This window comes from Arthrobacter sp. NQ7, assembly GCF_029581595.2.
Lineage (GTDB): Bacteria > Actinomycetota > Actinomycetes > Actinomycetales > Micrococcaceae > Arthrobacter > Arthrobacter phenanthrenivorans_B.
This window is the reverse complement of record NZ_JARFXU020000003.1, coordinates 183,265-201,034: the sequence shown is the minus strand read 5'-3', so window position 1 is coordinate 201,034 and position 17,770 is coordinate 183,265. Positions and strand designations below refer to the sequence as shown.

18 protein-coding genes are annotated in these 17,770 nt (G+C 63.9%); 12 read left to right on the top strand and 6 right to left on the bottom strand.

Annotated features, from left to right (window positions below):
- The first annotated feature begins 37 nt into the window (after positions 1-37).
- The 8 genes from PUN71_RS05730 to nrdF all read left to right on the top strand — a co-directional run bounded on the left by PUN71_RS05730 (position 38) and on the right by nrdF (position 9,174).
- Entirely contained in the window at positions 38-1,429 is a 1,392-nt protein-coding gene (locus tag PUN71_RS05730; protein ID WP_277797655.1) for an NAD(P)/FAD-dependent oxidoreductase, read from the top strand.
- Positions 1,426-2,157: a DUF1365 domain-containing protein gene (locus tag PUN71_RS05725; RefSeq protein ID WP_277797654.1), complete on the top strand. Its 732-nt coding sequence runs from the start codon at positions 1,426-1,428 to the stop codon at positions 2,155-2,157. Before PUN71_RS05730 ends, PUN71_RS05725 begins: the two co-directional genes overlap by 4 nt.
- Complete coding sequence (locus PUN71_RS05720; protein ID WP_277797653.1) at positions 2,154-3,512, top strand: SAM-dependent methyltransferase; 1,359 nt, start codon at positions 2,154-2,156, stop codon at positions 3,510-3,512. The genes PUN71_RS05725 and PUN71_RS05720 overlap by 4 nt, the downstream gene beginning before the upstream one ends.
- Positions 3,509-4,747, top strand: a complete 1,239-nt coding sequence (locus PUN71_RS05715; RefSeq protein ID WP_277797652.1) for a class I SAM-dependent methyltransferase — start codon at positions 3,509-3,511, stop codon at positions 4,745-4,747. Before PUN71_RS05720 ends, PUN71_RS05715 begins: the two co-directional genes overlap by 4 nt.
- Positions 4,748-5,103: 356 nt before the next feature.
- Positions 5,104-5,349 carry a glutaredoxin-like protein NrdH gene (nrdH, locus tag PUN71_RS05710; protein ID WP_043451057.1) on the top strand — a complete coding sequence of 82 codons (246 nt, stop codon included), beginning with the start codon at positions 5,104-5,106 and terminating at the stop codon, positions 5,347-5,349.
- Between the two features lie 148 nt (positions 5,350-5,497).
- On the top strand, positions 5,498-5,962 hold the full coding sequence (gene nrdI / locus PUN71_RS05705; protein WP_277797726.1) for a class Ib ribonucleoside-diphosphate reductase assembly flavoprotein NrdI: 465 nt from the start codon (positions 5,498-5,500) through the stop codon (positions 5,960-5,962).
- Between the two features lie 20 nt (positions 5,963-5,982).
- On the top strand, positions 5,983-8,103 hold the full coding sequence (gene nrdE, locus PUN71_RS05700; protein WP_277797725.1) for a class 1b ribonucleoside-diphosphate reductase subunit alpha: 2,121 nt from the start codon (positions 5,983-5,985) through the stop codon (positions 8,101-8,103).
- Between the two features lie 96 nt (positions 8,104-8,199).
- Positions 8,200-9,174 carry a class 1b ribonucleoside-diphosphate reductase subunit beta gene (gene nrdF, locus PUN71_RS05695; protein WP_043451063.1) on the top strand — a complete coding sequence of 325 codons (975 nt, stop codon included), beginning with the start codon at positions 8,200-8,202 and terminating at the stop codon, positions 9,172-9,174.
- Between the two features lie 216 nt (positions 9,175-9,390).
- Here the strand turns inward: nrdF and PUN71_RS05690 are convergent, their stop codons facing one another.
- From PUN71_RS05690 to PUN71_RS05680, 3 genes are all read right to left on the bottom strand, one after another.
- Positions 9,391-10,836, bottom strand: a complete 1,446-nt coding sequence (locus PUN71_RS05690; RefSeq protein ID WP_277797651.1) for an HNH endonuclease signature motif containing protein — start codon at positions 10,834-10,836, stop codon at positions 9,391-9,393.
- 789 nt (positions 10,837-11,625) lie between these two features.
- Positions 11,626-11,799: a hypothetical protein gene (locus PUN71_RS05685; RefSeq protein ID WP_277797649.1), complete on the bottom strand. Its 174-nt coding sequence runs from the start codon at positions 11,797-11,799 to the stop codon at positions 11,626-11,628.
- Positions 11,800-11,949: 150 nt separating this feature from the next.
- Entirely contained in the window at positions 11,950-13,125 is a 1,176-nt protein-coding gene (locus tag PUN71_RS05680; RefSeq protein ID WP_277797648.1) for a serine hydrolase domain-containing protein, read from the bottom strand.
- Between the two features lie 276 nt (positions 13,126-13,401).
- Between PUN71_RS05680 and PUN71_RS05675 the strand changes: the two genes are divergently transcribed.
- On the top strand, positions 13,402-13,806 hold the full coding sequence (locus PUN71_RS05675; protein ID WP_283532395.1) for a DUF4259 domain-containing protein: 405 nt from the start codon (positions 13,402-13,404) through the stop codon (positions 13,804-13,806).
- Positions 13,803-14,201: a DUF7793 family protein gene (locus tag PUN71_RS23150; protein WP_277797646.1), complete on the top strand. Its 399-nt coding sequence runs from the start codon at positions 13,803-13,805 to the stop codon at positions 14,199-14,201. The genes PUN71_RS05675 and PUN71_RS23150 overlap by 4 nt, the downstream gene beginning before the upstream one ends.
- Here the strand turns inward: PUN71_RS23150 and PUN71_RS05670 are convergent.
- A complete protein-coding gene (locus tag PUN71_RS05670) occupies positions 14,198-15,232 on the bottom strand; it encodes an AAA family ATPase (RefSeq protein ID WP_043451065.1) in 1,035 nt (344 codons plus the stop codon). The two genes, PUN71_RS23150 and PUN71_RS05670, sit on opposite strands and share 4 nt — an antisense overlap.
- A gap of 71 nt (positions 15,233-15,303) precedes the next feature.
- A complete protein-coding gene (locus PUN71_RS05665; RefSeq protein ID WP_043451067.1) occupies positions 15,304-15,483 on the bottom strand; it encodes a hypothetical protein in 180 nt (59 codons plus the stop codon).
- A gap of 239 nt (positions 15,484-15,722) precedes the next feature.
- On the opposite strand from PUN71_RS05665, the gene PUN71_RS05660 reads away from it, so the two are divergent.
- Positions 15,723-16,646: a phosphotransferase family protein gene (locus PUN71_RS05660; protein ID WP_277797645.1), complete on the top strand. Its 924-nt coding sequence runs from the start codon at positions 15,723-15,725 to the stop codon at positions 16,644-16,646.
- A 68-nt stretch (positions 16,647-16,714) separates the two neighbouring features.
- Here the strand turns inward: PUN71_RS05660 and PUN71_RS05655 are convergent, their stop codons facing one another.
- A complete protein-coding gene (locus PUN71_RS05655) occupies positions 16,715-17,281 on the bottom strand; it encodes a hypothetical protein (protein ID WP_277797644.1) in 567 nt (188 codons plus the stop codon).
- A 101-nt stretch (positions 17,282-17,382) separates the two neighbouring features.
- On the opposite strand from PUN71_RS05655, the gene PUN71_RS05650 reads away from it, so the two are divergent.
- Positions 17,383-17,667 (top strand): hypothetical protein, encoded by a 285-nt coding sequence (locus PUN71_RS05650; RefSeq protein ID WP_277797643.1) that lies wholly within the window; start codon positions 17,383-17,385, stop codon positions 17,665-17,667.
- The last annotated feature ends 103 nt before the right edge of the window (positions 17,668-17,770 follow it).

The window sequence follows — 17,770 nt, the reverse complement described above, 5'->3', positions numbered from 1 at the left end:
CCGGCAACAGCGGCAAATGTTCAGCAGAGGAGCATGAATGTCACCCAACCCAGCAGGAAGCGCAGGCGGACCGCGACGCGTGGCCGTCATCGGCAGCGGCGTGGCAGGTTTAACGGCCGCTTACGTACTGAACCGCCAGGACCACGTCACCTTGTTCGAAGCGGATTCGCGGCTGGGCGGCCATGCCCACACCCATGACATGCAGCAGCCTGACGGCAGCGTCATCGGCGTAGATACCGGTTTCATCGTGCACAACGAACGGACCTACCCCACCCTGCTGCGGTTGTTCGCCGAACTCGGCGTGGAAACCCAGGACTCGGAAATGAGCATGTCCATCCGCTGTGACGGCTGCGGACTGGAGTACGCCGGCGCGCGTGAAGGAGCCCGCGGCATCATCGCCCGGCCCTCAAGCCTGCTGCGTGGACGCTACCTGCTGATGCTGCTGGAGGTCACCCGTTTCTACCGGAAGGCGAGGGAACTGCTGAAGGCCGCGCCGCCGTCGGCCGTCAGCGGCGGCGTGCAGGTACCGGAACTGACGCTTGGCGCGTTCCTTGAACGGGAAAAGTTCAGCCCCTACTTCATCTCCCATTTCATGACCCCCGTGGTCAGCGCTGTCTGGTCCTGTGACCCGACCACCGCCCTGGCCTATCCGGCACGCTACCTGTTCACGTTCCTCGGCCACCACGGCATGCTCGGCGTCAAGGGTTCGCCGCAGTGGCGGACGGTAACCGGCGGTTCAGCCCGGTACGTGGAGAAGCTCGCCGCGACCCTGGCCGACGTCCGCCTCAACACCCCGGTGACCGCCATCCGGCGCACCCCGGATGGTGTGGAACTGGCAACGGCCAACGGGCTGGAAGAGTACGACGCCGTCGTGATTGCCACCCATCCGGCGCAGGCACTCGGGTTCCTGGCCGACGCCACTCCGGAGGAGAAGGAAGCCCTGGGCGGAATGCCCTACTCGGTGAACCACACGGTGTTCCACCAGGACCCGGCGGTCCTGCCGGGCTCGGACAACGCCAAGGCGTCCTGGAACTACCGGCTTCCGGATTGCGATGCCCGCCCCGATAAGGTCCTGGTCAGTTACGACCTGACCCGGCTCCAGCGGCTCCGGCCGGCCGACGGGCGGCCCTACCTGGTCAGCCTGGGCGAATCGGAACTCATTGCCGACGACGCCGTGCTGGAGCGGATGGTCTACGAACACCCGCAGTACACCCCCGAATCGCTCCAGGCCCAGCAGGCCATCGCGGCATTGGCCGACAACCGCATCGCCTACGCCGGGGCCTACCTTGGCTGGGGCTTCCACGAGGACGGCGCCCTCTCCGGGGTACGCGCCGCCGAAAGGCTCGGCCGCACCTGGCCGGCACTCCACGCCCCCGGCGCTGCCAGCGGCGAGGGGGAGCGGAACCTGCTGGCCGCCGAACCTGCATGACCATGCGCGCCGCGATCTACCGCACGTCCATTTCACATGTACGGCGTTCCCCACTGAAGAATGCGTTCACCTACCGGAGCTACAGCTGGTTCGTGGACGTGGATGACCTTCCGCGCCTGCCGTTCCTGCTGCGGCCGCTGGCCGTCTTCCGCGCCGGGGACCACCTGGGCGACCCCGCCGCCGGCTTCCGGACCAACGTGGAGCGCTACCTGCGGAGCCAGGGCATTGAGCCCGACGGCGGCCCCATCCACATGCTCACCAGCGCCAGGGTTTTCGGCTACGTCTTCAACCCGCTCACGCTGTTCTGGTGCTACCGGTCCAGCGGGGAACTGCAGTGCGTGGTGGCCGAGGTCCACAACACCTACGGCGAGCGGCACTGCTACCTGCTGCGGACCGACGCCGCCGGGCGCGCCTCAGTGCCGAAGGCATTCTACGTTTCACCCTTTAACGACGTCGACGGGCTGTACCGGATGAAGCTTCCGGCGCCCGGAGACCGGCTGGCTGTGTCCATCATCCTTGAGCGGGAAGGGCACCGGCCCTTCGTCGCCACCATGGACGGGCGCCGGCACCCGGCCACCGTCCGCAACATCCTGGCAGCAGCCATCCGCGTCCCGGCCGCGCCGCTGCTGGTATCCGCCCTGATCAGGGTGCAGGGCATTAAACTCTGGGCAAGACGCCTTCCCGTCGTTGCCAGGCCACACCACACCTCACAGGAGGCAGTTCAATGACAATGACCGACGACAATGGAACCGCTGCAGCCGTGGACGGGAGCGTTCCCTACACCGTGCCCCAGGCCCCCGCCGTCATCGACCCCGCGGTCTGGCCCGGGATCGCCACCGTCCCGGACGGACTCAAGGCCGGAATCGCTGCCCGGGTTGCCGAGGGCATCTTCAAGGCCGCCGTCCGGCGCCTTCCACTCGAGGTCCGGTACCCCGACGGGCAGGTCCTTGGCTCCGCGCCGGCAGGGAGCGTTGTCCCGGTCATGACCATCCACCGCCCGGACGACTTCGCGCGCCGGCTGGGGGACGGCGGGCTTATCGGCTTCGGCGAGGCGTACATGGCGGGGGACTGGGATGCCGAAAACCTGACGGCCGTCCTGGAGGTCTTCGCCGCAACGGCCGGAACCCTGGTTCCCGGATACCTCCAGAAGCTCAGGGCCCTGTTCCTTCCCCGCCAGCCGCGCAGCGAGCGCAACTCCCCCGAAAACACCCGGTCCAACATCTCCCGGCACTACGACCTGTCCAACGAACTGTTCGAGACGTTCCTCGACCCCACCATGTCGTACTCCAGTGCGCTGTTTCCCACCCGCAACGGTTCACCCGGGCACCCCACGCGCGATGGCTTCGCCGCCGCGCAGCAGGCCAAGATCGACCGCCTGCTGGACAAGGCCGGCGTCGGGCCCGGAACGCGGGTGCTGGAGATCGGCACCGGCTGGGGTGAGCTGGCGCTGCGCGCCGCCGCCCGCGGAGCCACCGTCTACTCGGTCACCCTGTCCAGCGAGCAGCAGGAGCTGGCGCGGAAACGCGTTGCCGACGCCGGCTACACCGACGCTGTGACCATCGACCTCAAGGACTACCGGGCCGTGGAAGGGGAGTACGACGCCGTGGTGTCCGTCGAGATGATCGAGGCCGTGGGCTACCAGTACTGGGCCACCTACTTCCAGACCATCGAGCGCGTCCTGGCTCCGGGTGGCAAGGTGGCAATCCAGGCCATCACCATCGCGCACGACCGCCTGCTCGCCACCCGGACGGGCTACACCTGGGTCCACAAGTACATCTTCCCCGGCGGTGTCATCCCCTCGGTGCGCGCCATCGAGGACATCACCGAGAAGCAGACGGGCCTGCAGGTCCGTGAACGGTTTGCCTTCGGGGAGCACTACGCCGAGACGCTGCGCCTGTGGGAGGAACGCTTCATGGAACGGCAGGACGAGGTGGCCCGGCTCGGCTTTGACGCCGTCTTCCAGCGGATGTGGCTGTTCTATCTCTGCTACTCCCGGGCAGGCTTTGCCTCCGGATACCTCGACGTGCAGCAGATCGTCCTTGACCGGAAGAAGACCCTGCCCGGTACGGGAGCCGCCAAATGACGGCGGCGCTCGCGGAAACCATTGCCGAGGCGCTGCGGCCCGTGGTGGGCGGTGAGCTTCCCGTCCGACTGAAGGTATGGGACGGTTCCGAAGCCGGTCCGGCCGGGGCGCCCGTGGTCCGGCTCAACAGCCCCAATGCCATCCGCCGCCTGCTGTGGGCACCGGGCGAACTGGGCGCAGCCCAGGCGTACGTCACCGGCGAACTGGACATCGACGGTGACCTCAATTCCGCCCTGCAGCAGCTGTGGGAGGTGGTGCGCCACCGCCGGCTGTCCGGAGTCCGCCCAACCCCTGCGGTGCTGGCCCGTATCGGCCGGATCGCCCGCGCGGCCGGTGCGCTGGGGGCGCCGCCGGCGGCGCCCGCCACGCAGGCGAAGGTAACGGGACGCCTGCACAGCCTGGTCCGTGACCGTGCCGCCATCAGCCACCATTACGACCTCAGCAACGACTTCTACGGCCTGATCCTGGATCCGCAGATGGCCTACTCCAGCGGGTACTGGCTGTGTGAACCGGGCGAAGGCTATGGGGTGGAGGATGCCCAGCGGGACAAGCTGGACCTGGTGTGCCGCAAGATCGGCCTGGCCCCCGGGATGCGCATGTTGGACGTCGGCTGCGGCTGGGGATCCCTGAGCCTGCACGCCGCGCGCCACTATGGCGTGTCGGTGGTGGGTGTCACGCTGTCCGTCGAACAGAAGGCATTTATCGACGCCCGCATCAGGGAGTACGGGCTTGAAGGCCGCGTTGACATCCGGGTCCAGGACTACCGCGAGGTCCCGGACGGGCCATTCGATGCCGTTGCCTCCCTGGAGATGGGCGAGCACGTGGGCCAGAAGAATTACCCCGTGTACGCGAAGGCGCTGTTCAACAATGTAGTGCCCGGCGGCAAGGTGCTGGTCCAGCAGATGTCCCGGCGCGGCAGGCACCCGGGCGGCGGCCCGTTCATCGAGTCGTTCATTGCCCCGGACATGCATATGCGTCCCGTGGGCGAAACCCTTGGCTTCCTGGAGGACGCGGGCCTGGAAATCGAGGGGGTGGAAGGGATGCGGCGCCATTACGTCCGCACCCTCGAGGCCTGGTACGCCACGTTCAGCCGGAACCAGGAACGGGCCGAAGCCATGATGGGCGCCGAAGTGGTCAGGGTGTGGCGGCTTTACCTGGTGGGGGCACTCCGCAGCTTCGCGGAGGGCCGGATGGGCGTGGAGCAGATCCTCTGCAGCAGGCCGGCCATCCTGTAAGGCACAGCCGGGGGTGCGTTTGCTCACCCGAGGGGGTTCCGTGGGTCACCCGGAGCCCCCTTTTTTGCTGCCCTGGGCTGTCCGCGGACGGGTGCGACACGCCGTCTTTTCCACGACACGCGGAAGCCTTAATTGTGGCTAAGTACTCCACAGCATGTGGATTCCGTCCGCAAAAACGCCGGGATCACGGACATTTTGAAGGCTCCTGCCTGTGGATTAACGGTGCATTAAATGACATACTTGTAATACATCATCTTGGGGTTCCAAAGAGGCGTCTGCACTACATGTAGTATCTACATACAGCTTGGGCCGGGACACCGGACCAGCCGAAGATTTCGACTAAGGGGACAGCGACAATGACCGTAACGGTTTACACGAAGCCTGCTTGTGTTCAGTGCAACGCCACCTACCGGGCGCTCGACAAGAAGGGCATCACCTACCAGAGCGTTGACATCTCCCAGGACGCCGAGGCACTCGAGCGCCTGAAGGCACTGGGCTACATGCAGGCACCCGTTGTGGTCACCGACCAGGACCACTGGTCCGGCTTCCGCCCGGACAAGATCGAGGAACTGGCCCTTTCTGCCGTTACTTCCGTCGCCTAGGAAGTCCTCTCTTCCTGCCGGCAACCAACAACCAGCTGAGGTGACATCCATCGCGGCACCAGCAGTACAGCAGGGCCCTGCGGCTGATTCGATCCACTCGGCTGCCGGAATCCACGCGGCTCAGCGTGTGGAGGCCTCCCCGCCGGCCCTGCCACTCGATGCCAGCGGGCCGGCCCGGCCGCTGGAGGCCGTGACCGACAGCCGGCTCATCTATTTCTCCTCCGCATCGGAGAACACCAGCCGCTTCGTGGCAAAGCTGGGCCGCGACGCGGCCCGGATTCCACTGTTTGCCAAGGACGCGCCCCTTCTCGCCACCCGGCCCTATGTGCTGGTGGTCCCCACCTACGGCGGCACCGGGGGAGAAGGCTCCGTCCCCAAGCAGGTCATCAGGTTCCTGAACAACCCGCAGAACAGGCAGCTGATCCGCGGCGTGATCGGCGCCGGCAACACGAATTTTGGCGACAACTACTGCATGGCAGGCGACATCATCGCTGCCAAGTGCAGGGTTCCGCACCTCTACCGCTTCGAATTAATGGGCACGCCAGACGACGTGACCCGGGTCAACCAAGGATTGGACACGTTTTGGACACGACTGTCGCAGACACAGAAGTAACCAGGGCACAGAAGCCCGAGATGCCGGCCGCGTACAAGGGCCTGGGCTACCACGAGCTGAACGCCATGCTGAACCTCTATGGTCCCAACGGCGAGATCCAGTTCGGCGCCGACCGTGAGGCCGCGCACCAGTACTTCCTGCAGCACGTAAACAACAACACCGTGTTCTTCCATGACCTGGAAGAGAAGCTCGACTACCTGGTGAAGAACCAGTACTACGAGCGCGAGACGCTGGACCAGTACACGATGAACTTCATCCGTGAGCTGTTCAACCGCGCCTACAAGAAGAAGTTCCGCTTCGAGACCTTCCTGGGCGCCTTCAAGTTCTACACGTCCTACACGCTGAAGACGTTCGACGGCAAGCGCTACCTGGAGCGCTACGAGGACCGCGTGTGCATGGTGGCGCTGCACCTGGCGCGCGGCAACGAAGAACTTGCCAGCCGCCTGGTGGATGAAATCATCGACGGCCGCTTCCAGCCGGCGACGCCCACCTTCCTCAACGCCGGCAAGGCCCAGCGTGGCGAACTCGTCTCCTGCTTCCTGCTGCGCATCGAGGACAACATGGAGTCCATTGCCCGCGGCATCAACTCCGCGCTGCAGCTCTCCAAGCGCGGCGGCGGCGTGGCCCTGTCGCTGACCAACATCCGCGAGCACGGCGCGCCGATCAAGCAGATCGAGAACCAGTCCTCCGGTGTCATCCCCGTGATGAAGCTCCTCGAAGACAGCTTCTCCTACGCCAACCAGCTGGGTGCCCGCCAGGGCGCCGGGGCCGTGTACCTGCACGCCCACCACCCGGACATCTACCGGTTCCTGGATACCAAGCGGGAAAACGCGGACGAGAAGATCCGCATCAAGACCCTCTCGCTGGGCGTCGTCATCCCGGACATCACCTTTGAGCTGGCCAAGAAGAACGAGGACATGTACCTGTTCTCGCCGTACGACGTCGAACGCGTCTACGGCGTGCCCTTCTCCGACGTCTCGGTCACCGAGAAGTACTACGAGATGGTGGACGATTCGCGGATCAAGAAGACCAAGATCAGCGCCCGGGAGTTCTTCCAGACCCTCGCCGAGATCCAGTTCGAATCCGGCTACCCGTACATCATGTTCGAAGACACGGTGAACCGGGCCAATCCGATCGCCGGCAAGATCACCATGAGCAACCTCTGCTCCGAGATCCTGCAGGTCTCCACGCCGTCCCTGTACAACGAGGACCTGACGTACCAGACCGTGGGCAAGGACATCTCCTGCAACCTCGGGTCGATGAACATCGCCAAGACCATGGATTCGCCGAACTTTGGTGCCTCCATCGAAACGGCCATCCGCGCGCTCAGCGCGGTATCGGACATGTCCTACATCAACTCGGTGCCGTCCGTGGCGGAGGGCAACGCGAAGTCCCACGCAATCGGTCTGGGCCAGATGAACCTGCACGGCTACCTGGCACGGGAGCGGGTCCACTACGGCTCCGAAGAAGGCCTGGACTTCACCAACATCTACTTCTACACGGTGCTGTTCCACGCCCTGCAGGCGTCCAACAGGCTGGCCATCGAGACCGGCCAGAAGTTCGGCGGCTTTGAGAACTCCAAGTATGCGAGCGGCGAGTTCTTCGACAAGTACACCGAGCAGGAATGGCTCCCGGAGACCGAGCGTGTCCGCGAACTGTTCGCGGGCCACCACATCCCCACCCAGGATGACTGGCGCGAGCTGAAGGCCTCCGTCGTGGAGCACGGCATCTACAACCAGAACCTGCAGGCTGTCCCGCCCACGGGGTCGATCTCCTACATCAACAACTCGACGTCCTCCATCCACCCGGTGGCTGCCAAGATCGAGATCCGCAAGGAAGGCAAGATCGGCCGCGTCTACTACCCGGCCCCGTACCTCACCAACGACAACCTGGACTACTACCAGGATGCGTACGAGATCGGCTACGAGAAGATCATTGACACCTACGCCGCTGCCACCCAGCACGTGGACCAGGGCCTGTCCCTGACGCTGTTCTTCAAGGACACCGCCACCACCCGCGACATCAACAAGGCCCAGATCTACGCCTGGCGCAAGGGCATCAAGACGCTCTACTACATCCGCCTCCGCCAGATGGCGCTGGAAGGGACTGAGGTGGAGGGCTGCGTGAGCTGCGCCCTTTGATTGTAGCTTCAATCGAATCGTGAGCGTACGACGGCGGGCAACCGCCCGCCGTCGTACGCTTTAACTTAGAGAACCACCCAACAATGAGGGGATGACATGACCGAGAAGGTCAAGCTTCTGAGCCACGTCGAGGCCATCAACTGGAACCGCATCCAGGACGACAAGGACGTGGAGGTCTGGAACCGACTCGTCAACAACTTCTGGCTGCCCGAGAAGGTGCCGCTGTCCAACGACGTCCAGTCCTGGAACACCCTGACGCCGGCCGAGCAGCAGCTCACCATGCGCGTCTTCACCGGCCTGACCCTGCTGGATACCATCCAGGGTACGGTGGGCGCGGTCTCCCTCATCCCGGATGCGCTGACGCCGCACGAGGAAGCCGTCTACACGAATATCGCGTTCATGGAGTCAGTGCACGCCAAGAGCTACTCGTCGATCTTCTCCACGTTGGCCTCCACCAAGGAGATCGACGAAGCCTTCCGCTGGTCCACCGAGAACGAAAACCTTCAGAAGAAGGCGCAGATCGTCATGGACTACTACCAGGGCGACGACCCCCTGAAGCGCAAGGTTGCCTCCACGCTGCTGGAGAGCTTCCTGTTCTACTCGGGCTTCTACCTGCCCATGTACTGGTCCTCGCGCGCCAAGCTGACGAACACGGCTGACCTGATCCGCCTGATCATCCGCGACGAGGCCGTGCACGGCTACTACATCGGCTACAAGTTCCAGCGCGGACTGGAGACCGTGTCCGAGGAGCGCCGCCAGGAAATCAAGGACTACACGTTCGAACTGCTCTTTGAGCTGTACGAGAACGAAGTCCAGTACACGCACGATCTGTACGACGGCGTGGGCCTGGCCGAGGACGTGAAGAAGTTCCTGCACTACAACGCCAACAAGGCCCTGATGAACCTGGGTTACGAGGCGATGTTCCCGGCATCCGTCACCGACGTGAACCCCGCGATCCTCTCGGCCCTGTCCCCGAATGCGGACGAGAACCACGACTTCTTCTCCGGCTCCGGATCCTCCTACGTGATCGGCAAGGCCGTGAACACCGAGGATGAGGACTGGGACTTCTAGAATCCTCCCCATATCTTCGTATCTGTGAACAAGGGACTCTGCACGTCGAGTGCAGGGTCCCTTGTGCTTTTCAGGATCCAGGGGCTTGCAGGACGCCAGCGAACACCATCCTGCGACCCTCGGAACGCCGATGAAACCCAGCCGTCCGCGCGGTCCGTTGGGAGCCTATCCAGCACTGAGAGACGCGCGCAGGCATTCTTCTCCCACGGAGGGTGGTCAGTGAAGATGGTCCACTGTCCCGTCCGGCTTCGTGGGCATGGGTGGGTAAGGCGGTTGCCGTTGTCCACCTCGTGGCCGGACTGAAGGCGGCCATTGGGCTGGTTCCCAGTCCTGATGTTCGCTTTTGTAAATGCGCCCTGAGGGTGAGATCCAGCCGGGCGGCCCATCCTTGGTCGCACGCGTTGGTTTCCAACCGGCGACGTGTTTGAGCCTGTGATGTTTGGGGCAGGGCTGTCCCAGGTTGCTGATCCCGGTGGTTCCGCCGTGGTGCCAGGCCAGGAGGTGATCTGCCTCATTGTCGAGGGAATGGTTGCTGCAGCCGGGGAAGGGGCATTTTCCGTCGCGCAGCCGCAGCCAGTTCCTGATGGGCTTGGTGAGCCGATAACTCGTGCGGCCGATTTCCAAGGGTGCCCCGTCCCTTGGATCCACGAGGACCCGATGGAATGAGTCCGCCCCATTGGCTACAAGCTTCCGTGCCATTGAGGGAGGAATGGGACCGTACCCATCCAGCATCGCCGGTTCTTCGGTTAACCCCAGCAGGGAGAAGACTGGAACGGTAACCAGTACTTCCGTCCTGGGGGTGGGGACCTCGGCATTGCCGGATGCCCCCATCCCGGCACCCGTTTTGGCGCCACCGTGTCGGAGGGCTGCCGCTGCGAACGCGTCTACGCGTAGTTGCGTGAGGGTCCTGTCTTCGTGGGGACCTTGCAGACCGCGGGCGATGGCGGTATATCGGTTCCAGATCGCATTTGCCTGGTCGGCGGGAAGGTAAGCCGATAGCCGGGCCATGCCATCCTGTTCCGGGGCGTATTCCAGGCATCGGTCCTGTGCACCTTTGATGTGCCGTTTCTCGATGCTGTCCGGATGGTGGCGTTCCCGCCAGATCCTGACTTTCCGCCGGAATCTATAGGCTGGCATTTCACCAGCCGGGCAGTTGCCGTCAGCATTGCATACGTCCGGGTGGAGGAAGTGTGATTCCAGTGCCCCTGCGGCCTCGCAGTCAAGGGTTGCGGTTTCGTCCACCATCACTCGGGCGTGATGCCACGACACGTTCCCGGCATGCAGGGCTGCCAGGGTTAGTGGCAGGGACGTTGACAAGGCATAGGACTGGGCCAGTAGAGCGCCGGCTGCCCGGTCGCCGATGGCGAGTACACACCCCACCTCCGCAGCGATGGCCATTTCCTGCGCTTGAACCGGCCTGCCGGCTGGAGCCGCGGAGCGTGCGGAGTCGGCGTACGTAGCAACTGCCGCCGACTTCAATGCCGCGACCCGGGCCTCCGTACGTGCAACCCCGGCCAGGATGTCAAGGCAGGCGTCAGCGACGGCGGCCAGTGGATCAGCCGCTGAGGGATTCCCGTAACGGGACTGATTAACCTCTGTGCGGAGCAGGGCTATGGCGGCGTCGATCACCTCAAAAGCCTCAACCACCATTTCGCTTGCCATGTGTTCATTATGAAAGGTGGGTCTGACATTCTATTGGGGCCTCCGTGTTACCCAGTAATGCACCAGCGGCAGCAAGATCATCGAAAGCGAAACGCGGTCGGCGGGCATCCTGTGATCCCCTCGTCGCTGGGCCAGGACCTCAACTCGACCCGCTATGCCCAACGGGGAATGCAGTAGCAATCGCAAACCATGGAGGTGACCATCCACGAACTCATGGATGGTCACCTGGAAATGTCGCCGACGATCTGGTTGAGGACGCAAACATGTTCCACCACGACCTACTTGGCGCCAACCATTCCGCCAACCACGTCACCTTTCCTGGCTGAGGATTGCTCCTGCTGGTCCTGAAACCGATGAAGGGCCAGTTTTTGCCGGTGCCGGCCGGAGTGAATCAGGGCCATCATTAGATTGCAGGGCAGCTCACTGCACGGATCGGAGTAGGCAATGTTTGAGGTTCTGTGGTGCAAGCTGAATATCAGCCATAAGTGGCACGTCGAACACGCCGAAGACGGCAGCTTGTATAAGCGCTGCCTCCGCTGCGGAAAAGACGATGATGAGCGCCAAAGAGGAGGAGGGGAGTTCAGCGGTTGGGTAGGACCAGTCGGAGGAGGCGGGATAGGTTAGATCTCCGTCCGTAGACAGCGCGATGATCACTCTTCCCGGTTTCTCAACACCCCTCTGTGTCCCTGGAGCGTGGCTCGAATCCCTAAATGAACTAGCCGACATCCGGGGACTGCCCTGGGGTAGATCTGTCCGCACCTTCCAGCGTCCGCGAAAGGCCGTCAATTTCTATTTGTCAGATAGGGACAGGAGAAGGTTGTGTTTGAGGCCCTGTTGTGCAAGCTGAATTTCAGCCATAAGTGGCATGTCGAACATTCCGAAGACGGCCGGTTGTACAAGCGTTGTCTGCGCTGTGGCAAAGACGACGATGAACGCGCTGTAGGCGGGGGAAATTTTAGCCATTGGGCCGGTGGCTAAACGCCCTCCCAGATAAGTCTTCTGTCGAAGATGTTCTCAGCCGGTTCGACTTTAGGCCCCGTCGTTGAATGCAATCGGGCGCCTCGATGCCAGAGTTCCATCATGTTTAAAAGAACGGGACCCGGCGGTGATTCATCAGCCGGCCGGCTTGCAGAGGCGATCCAGGGCCTCGTTGAGAGTCGACTCCATCCGACCGTTCAAGAAACTGCGCTTCTCCTCACTGGCTGGGTCCTCGAGTCCGGTCGGCAACGGTGGCACCGTCACGGTCATCGTTGCCTGGTACCGCCCATCAGCGCTGCTGACGGCTGTCGTTTGATGGCCCCAGAGCGAGCCGAGACCCTCGTATCTCGACTCCTTGGAGCACCCGTCCGCATGCTCCCACATGCCCAACCCGTAGGGCGCGAAACCAGGGCTGGTCTTCATTTCCTTCAGCGATGCCGACGAGACCGCCCGGCCGGTGAAGAGCGCGGACATAAAACGATTCACGTCTTCGACAGTGGACGTCGCCCCTCCAGCCGGGTTACCCGCCCAAGCGGTGTTGTCCGTGACGTCTACCCGCTCTCCTCGGATGGTGGCATATCCGTGGAGAAGTCCGGGCACGGTGAGGTCGGCGGGTTTCAGGCTCGTATTCTTCAACCCGAGCGGTTCAAAGACCTCCTCCTGCATGACCTGGGTGAACGGCTCGTGCCGAAGTTCCTGTATCAGGAGGCCGAGGGCAAGGTAGTTCGTATTCGAGTACTTGAAAGTTCCGACGCTGGCGGCGGGCCAGGGGAGAGTCCCAGCCAACTTCAACCCACTCTCCATTGTCAGCTTTTGGGAGATCAATGGGCGGAAGTCGACATCCTGTGGCCCCGCCTCGTTGACCTCGGGCATGCCGGACGTATGACTGAGCAGCTGCCTGACGGTAATTGGCGCCGGCGGCTTGAGCGCCGACGTGAATCCAGGTATCACGTCATTGACAGGGTCGTCGAGATCGATGAGGTGGTCCTCTACGAGCTTCAACACCGCCACCGCTGTCATCGTTTTAGTGACGCTGCCGATCTGTATCCGGTCCGTTGGCTGCGCGGGCGTTCTGGATTCAAGATCGCGGACGCCATAGGCCTTCGACCACTCGCCCTCGGGCCAGCGGATCTGGACGACGGCGGCCGCCGCCCCCTCGTCGAGGAACAGCTCGACCTGATTTTCCAGAAAAGCGAAGGGGCTCGGTGAGCTTGATGACGGCGCGGGCTCATCGGTGGAATAGGTACAGCCAGGCACAAGGAGGACGGCAGCAAGGGCCGCCAGCATCCAGTAGGGACTTTTCGTTTTCATTGCGGCAGCTGCTCGGGACGAGATGACAGATTTTGGCCGCTTGCGGCACCACATCCGGCCAGACCTGCAACGGCACCGCCGTCCCAGCTCCTAAATTGTATGACTGGTCGACGTGAGGGAGAAGTATCGCGCACAAGAACCGCGCCACACGGTTCCGGACAGGAGAGGCTATCGAACCAACGGGTGGGCTCGGGCACGCCCGCCTCATCGTGGCGAGTGACGAGCATCTTGTATCGTCTGGCATATTGGTGCCAGCAACCAGATACCGAAAGGGCAATGATGGGTGCATGGGGTTACCTGCCGTTTGAGAACGACGACGCGCTGGACTGGCTGGACGAACTCGAGGCCGGTGGTGCGGACGTCATCCGCAAGGCGCTTTCGAAGGTGAGTGACAGATACGTCGAGGCGCCGGAAGGGGCGGTTGCTGTCGCCGCCGCGGAAGTTGCCTCAGCCAGCCAGGGCAACCCCCTGGGAGAGCTCCCGGAGAACGTCGCTGACTGGGTGACAGCCCACGGGGCGGAAATCACCCCCGAGGACGTGGAAATGGCGCTGGAAGCGGTCGAACGGGTTGCGGGGGAAAGGTCCGAGCTGGCCGAGCTGTGGGACGACGCCGACGAACCCGAGTGGCGGGAATCCCTCACCGACCTCGCAGAGAGGCTGCGCGGGTCGCTAACGGCATGAGCACGGTGGACATCAAAGGCAAAGGCACCATGGAATTGTCCAATGGGGTCCTTATCCTGCGCTGGAAGCGGGGGGCATACGTCGGCATTGACGTAGCGAGGGCCGCCCTTGAAGCGATCTCCGCCCTGGGGCGTGGCAACAGGCTGCCGATGCTGGTCGAAATCCAGGGTGTGACCCACTCGGCAGCCGCTCGAAAAGTCTTTCCTGCCCCGTCCAGCGTCTCCCGTATGGCGCTCTTGGGCTCTTCTCCCGTGGATCGGGTGGTCGCCATGTTCCGCTTGCCTCTCCTGCCGGCCGGGTTCCCCATCCGGTATTTCACATCTGCGGACAAAGCAATGGCGTGGTTGCTTGAACCATCGGGGGAGCCGGGCGCTGAGCCGGGAAGCAGCCGCTAGACCAGCCAGCGCCACCAGCGCGGCTGCTCCGGTTCCGGCGTCGGTTCCGGCTCCGGCTCCTCGCCCAGGGCCAGTGCGGCCTCGACGATGTCGTCAGCGGTGAGCGTCATCACGGCCTCGCGGTCGAGCGCGTCCAGGCTCTGTTCCTCATCGCGCGACAACCGCAGCGCCTGGCGGTTGAGCGCCTGCTCGAATAAGGTGCGGGCGAACCGGGCGTTGCCGGAGTCTTCGCCCGCGTGGAGCCCGGTGAAGATACGGCGGAGCATGTGGTCCGCACCCGGCTCCAACATGTACTCGTGCTGGGCGAGCATCTGGTGGAAGATCGTCTGGAGTGCGTCCACGGAGTAATCGGGAAAGGTGATCTCCCGGGCAAAGCGGGAGCGCAGGCCGGGGTTCGAGAGCAGGAAGGACTCCATCAGCGCCGGGTAACCTGCCACGATCACCACCAGACGGTGCCGGTGGTCTTCCATCCGCTTCAGCAGGACCTCGATAGCCTCCGGGCCGAAATCCATCCGGCCGTCCTCGGGGGCCAACGCGTAGGCCTCATCGATGAACAGGACACCATCCAAGGCGCGCCGGATCACCCGGTCCGTCTTGATGGCGGTCTGGCCGACGTACTGCCCCACCAGGCCCGAACGGTCCACCTCGACCAGGTGGCCCTTCTGCAGCAGGCCGACTGCACGGTACATCTCGGCCAGGAGCCGAGCCACGGTGGTTTTGCCCGTGCCCGGGTTTCCGAGGAATACCAGATGCTGTGACGTGGCCACCTCCGGCAGGCCGTGCGCCTTACGGCGCGCCTGGACCTGGAGTAGTGCGACGAGGGCCCGGACCTGTTCCTTCACCGTTTCCAGCCCGACCAGCGCGTCGAGCTCGGCCTGCAGTTCGGACAGAGATCGGGCCGGTCCTGGCCTTGTACCGATAAGATCACCGACCAGGTCGTCCACCCGCTCCGAGCCGGGCAGCTTAAGCTGATCGGCCAGATGGCCGATGGTTTCGCGCAGGTCATCGAGCGGTTTTCGGCTGGCAGCCATGCAACCACTGTAGTACCCGACGCCCGGCCGTGGGGGAGTCGGCGCAAGGTTCCCGCGACGTAGGGGTCTTCTCAGGAGGCGCCCAGCGACGTTTGGGATTCCCTCTCATCGGCCCCTTGGATTTTCCGGCTCCTGACGTCCGCAGGCGGCCGTCGGCGGGTTTTGGCCAAGGCAACCAGCAAGGTCAGGATGGTGCCCATCCAGGCAAGCCCGGTGAGGAACACCAGGCAGATCGCCGCTAAGGGGTGCATGGCGAAAGTCTAGGACTGGAGGACTGGGAGAAACGGGTGAAACTCCGCACTGTCAGCTCGAAAATATAAGCTCCTAACGGGTGGTTGGTCCCAGGATGCGGAAAGGGTGCGCCCCGTTCGCTGAGCGCACCCTTTCGATTCCCCTCGCAGTCGCATCCCCATCCGACTGGATCCATCATAAGCATGCTTAGCATGTGTCGCGCAAGCACCTGGAGACCGTCCGCTCCTAAAATGGGTGGGTGAACCTTTCGCATCTCGGTGCACCGATCGGGCCGATGACTCGGGTCCACGGCGGCTTCGCCAACCGGATGTACCGGCTCGACACCGACCAGGGGTCGTTCGCCGTCAAGGAGCTGAACCTTCACGACCGCCGTTGGACGTATCGGGTTGAGGACGTGTTCAGGTTTGAGCGGGCCGCCTTCGCTGCCGGCATTCCGATGCCGGAGCCGGTCTCGGCCAGCCACTCCACGCTCGTCCACCGATGGGTGGAAGGTGAGACGGTGCCCGAAGCGCCGGTGTCCGCGGCGTATGCCTTTGAAATCGGTGAGGTCCTCGCCCGTATCCATGCGCTCGACGTCCCGTGGACCTCGACGCCGTTCGAGGACCACGCGCCACGGGATTGGTCCGAGCTCGCGGCGCGGGCGGCGGCGACCGGACAGCCGTGGGCAGACGGGCTGGCATCCCAGGCGGGGACCTTCGACGCGATTGCCCATTTCGTCGACGCCTGCGAACGGCCAGGCCCCGTCGTGCTGACCCACAGGGACATCCAACCGTGGAACCTGCTGGCCCGGGAGGGCCGGCCCGTGGTGCTCGACTGGGAGCTCGCCGGGATGCTCGACCTGTCCGGCGAGCTCGGTTCCACCGCGCTGGGCCTCGCGAAAGGACCTGGCGTCGATGACATCAGGCCCGGCATCTTCCGCTCCGTCCTTGACGGCTACGTGGCGGGGGGTGGAGTGCTGCCGCGGCCAGGTCCAAGCTGGTTCGTGTACATGATCGGCGGTTGGCTGGGGCACATGCGGTGGAATATCCTGCGATGCCTCGCCGGTGTCGAGGCGCCCACCGGTCCTTCGCTGGCGCTGTCGCACGAGTCTGTGTTCAACGGAGTGACCGGCCTCCCGGCTCTGTTCGGCCGACTTCCGGAGTTGGAGGTCCTGCTCGACTGACACCTGCCTCCATGCGCGGGACAGGGCGTTCGATGCGCTCCTTGGGAAGATGGGCAGCCAAGCGGGAGTCAACTGCCGGTCACCAGTACTCCGCCCACTGCTCCCGTCCACGGTGTTTCGTCGGACGGGGGCAGGGATAGGTGCGCGGAAACATAGCCCTGCTGAAGGGTGATGATTTCTGATGCGGTTCCCGGGCAGTCCACGGTGAGCTCGACGGGCCAGAGCGTGACAGTGGGATTCTCCTGACGGATGAAGATCTTGGCGTTGGGGGCGCCTATGCAGGCGGCAGTGACCGTGTATCGGCCTGCCTCGGACACCTTTTCCTTGCCGCCGAAGCCCCGCTCAGGGCCGTCCAGTGGGCCCTGCTCGAGGAGGAGGGTCGGCCCCGGCACGGCCCCCAGAAGGTCCTTGAGGTCCTGGTAGTTCCGCTCCCCGCGGCCAAGGACCTGGGGGTCGGGAGGTTGCCTGGGGGTCACCGTCATGGGGTGCGCTTCAGTTGTGGCTGTGTCATCGGGCCCAGCTGTCGGTGTATGTGCCGGGTCCGGGTAGTCGTAGGCACATCCGGTTGTTCCCGTCAGCGGAACCAGCAGGCACAGGGTCAGTGCGACGCCGGTCCGGATGCTTTTTGTTCCCACGCCTCCATGGTCCCCATGCCCTCCCTTTGAAGCAACCATCCGCTCAGGACACGCCCGCTTTTGTCCGCGGTCCCGTTGGCGCCCGGGAGGACGATGGAGGCATGACGGCTCCTACGGTGGAAGCGGCGATCCACGAATTACTGGATCTCGCCTGGAATGTTGTCTACGACCTGCTCGAGGAGCGGGCGCTGCTCGGTGACGGATTGTTCGTTGAGGAGTTCACTGGCATCCATTCCTGGCTGGACGGCCCTGCCAGGTACACCATCGTCCATTCGCAAACGGTAGCTGTGCTTTTTGTGGACACGCGGCCTGTGGATGCCATTGCCTTCCACCACGACCTGCTGGGAGCCGATAACCCCGCCGGCTACTTCACGCTGCCCGGCTGAATACCGCCTGCCTGTCTGGGGTGGTTATGGCAGACCCCGTGCAGGGCGCCGTCTGGAACAGAAGGATGGGCCGGCGGCGGTTTGGGGGGCTGCATCCCCGGTC

Excerpts from the sequence above, each read along its gene's own strand:
- nrdH (WP_043451057.1), top strand. The coding sequence starts at position 5,104 with ATGACCGTAACGGTTTACACGAAGCCTGCTTGTGTTCAGTGCAACGCC.
- PUN71_RS05690 (WP_277797651.1), bottom strand. The coding sequence starts at position 10,836 with ATGGCAAGCGAAATGGTGGTTGAGGCTTTTGAGGTGATCGACGCCGCC.
- nrdE (WP_277797725.1), top strand. The coding sequence starts at position 5,983 with ATGCCGGCCGCGTACAAGGGCCTGGGCTACCACGAGCTGAACGCCATG.
- PUN71_RS23150 (WP_277797646.1), top strand. The coding sequence starts at position 13,803 with ATGAGCACGGTGGACATCAAAGGCAAAGGCACCATGGAATTGTCCAAT.
- PUN71_RS05680 (WP_277797648.1), bottom strand. The coding sequence starts at position 13,125 with ATGAAAACGAAAAGTCCCTACTGGATGCTGGCGGCCCTTGCTGCCGTC.
- PUN71_RS05720 (WP_277797653.1), top strand. The coding sequence starts at position 2,154 with ATGACAATGACCGACGACAATGGAACCGCTGCAGCCGTGGACGGGAGC.
- PUN71_RS05650 (WP_277797643.1), top strand. The coding sequence starts at position 17,383 with ATGACGGCTCCTACGGTGGAAGCGGCGATCCACGAATTACTGGATCTC.
- PUN71_RS05675 (WP_283532395.1), top strand. The coding sequence starts at position 13,402 with ATGATGGGTGCATGGGGTTACCTGCCGTTTGAGAACGACGACGCGCTG.
- nrdF (WP_043451063.1), top strand. The coding sequence starts at position 8,200 with ATGACCGAGAAGGTCAAGCTTCTGAGCCACGTCGAGGCCATCAACTGG.
- PUN71_RS05685 (WP_277797649.1), bottom strand. The coding sequence starts at position 11,799 with ATGGCTAAAATTTCCCCCGCCTACAGCGCGTTCATCGTCGTCTTTGCC.
- PUN71_RS05665 (WP_043451067.1), bottom strand. The coding sequence starts at position 15,483 with ATGCACCCCTTAGCGGCGATCTGCCTGGTGTTCCTCACCGGGCTTGCC.
- PUN71_RS05725 (WP_277797654.1), top strand. The coding sequence starts at position 1,426 with ATGACCATGCGCGCCGCGATCTACCGCACGTCCATTTCACATGTACGG.
- PUN71_RS05670 (WP_043451065.1), bottom strand. The coding sequence starts at position 15,232 with ATGGCTGCCAGCCGAAAACCGCTCGATGACCTGCGCGAAACCATCGGC.
- PUN71_RS05715 (WP_277797652.1), top strand. The coding sequence starts at position 3,509 with ATGACGGCGGCGCTCGCGGAAACCATTGCCGAGGCGCTGCGGCCCGTG.
- PUN71_RS05730 (WP_277797655.1), top strand. The coding sequence starts at position 38 with ATGTCACCCAACCCAGCAGGAAGCGCAGGCGGACCGCGACGCGTGGCC.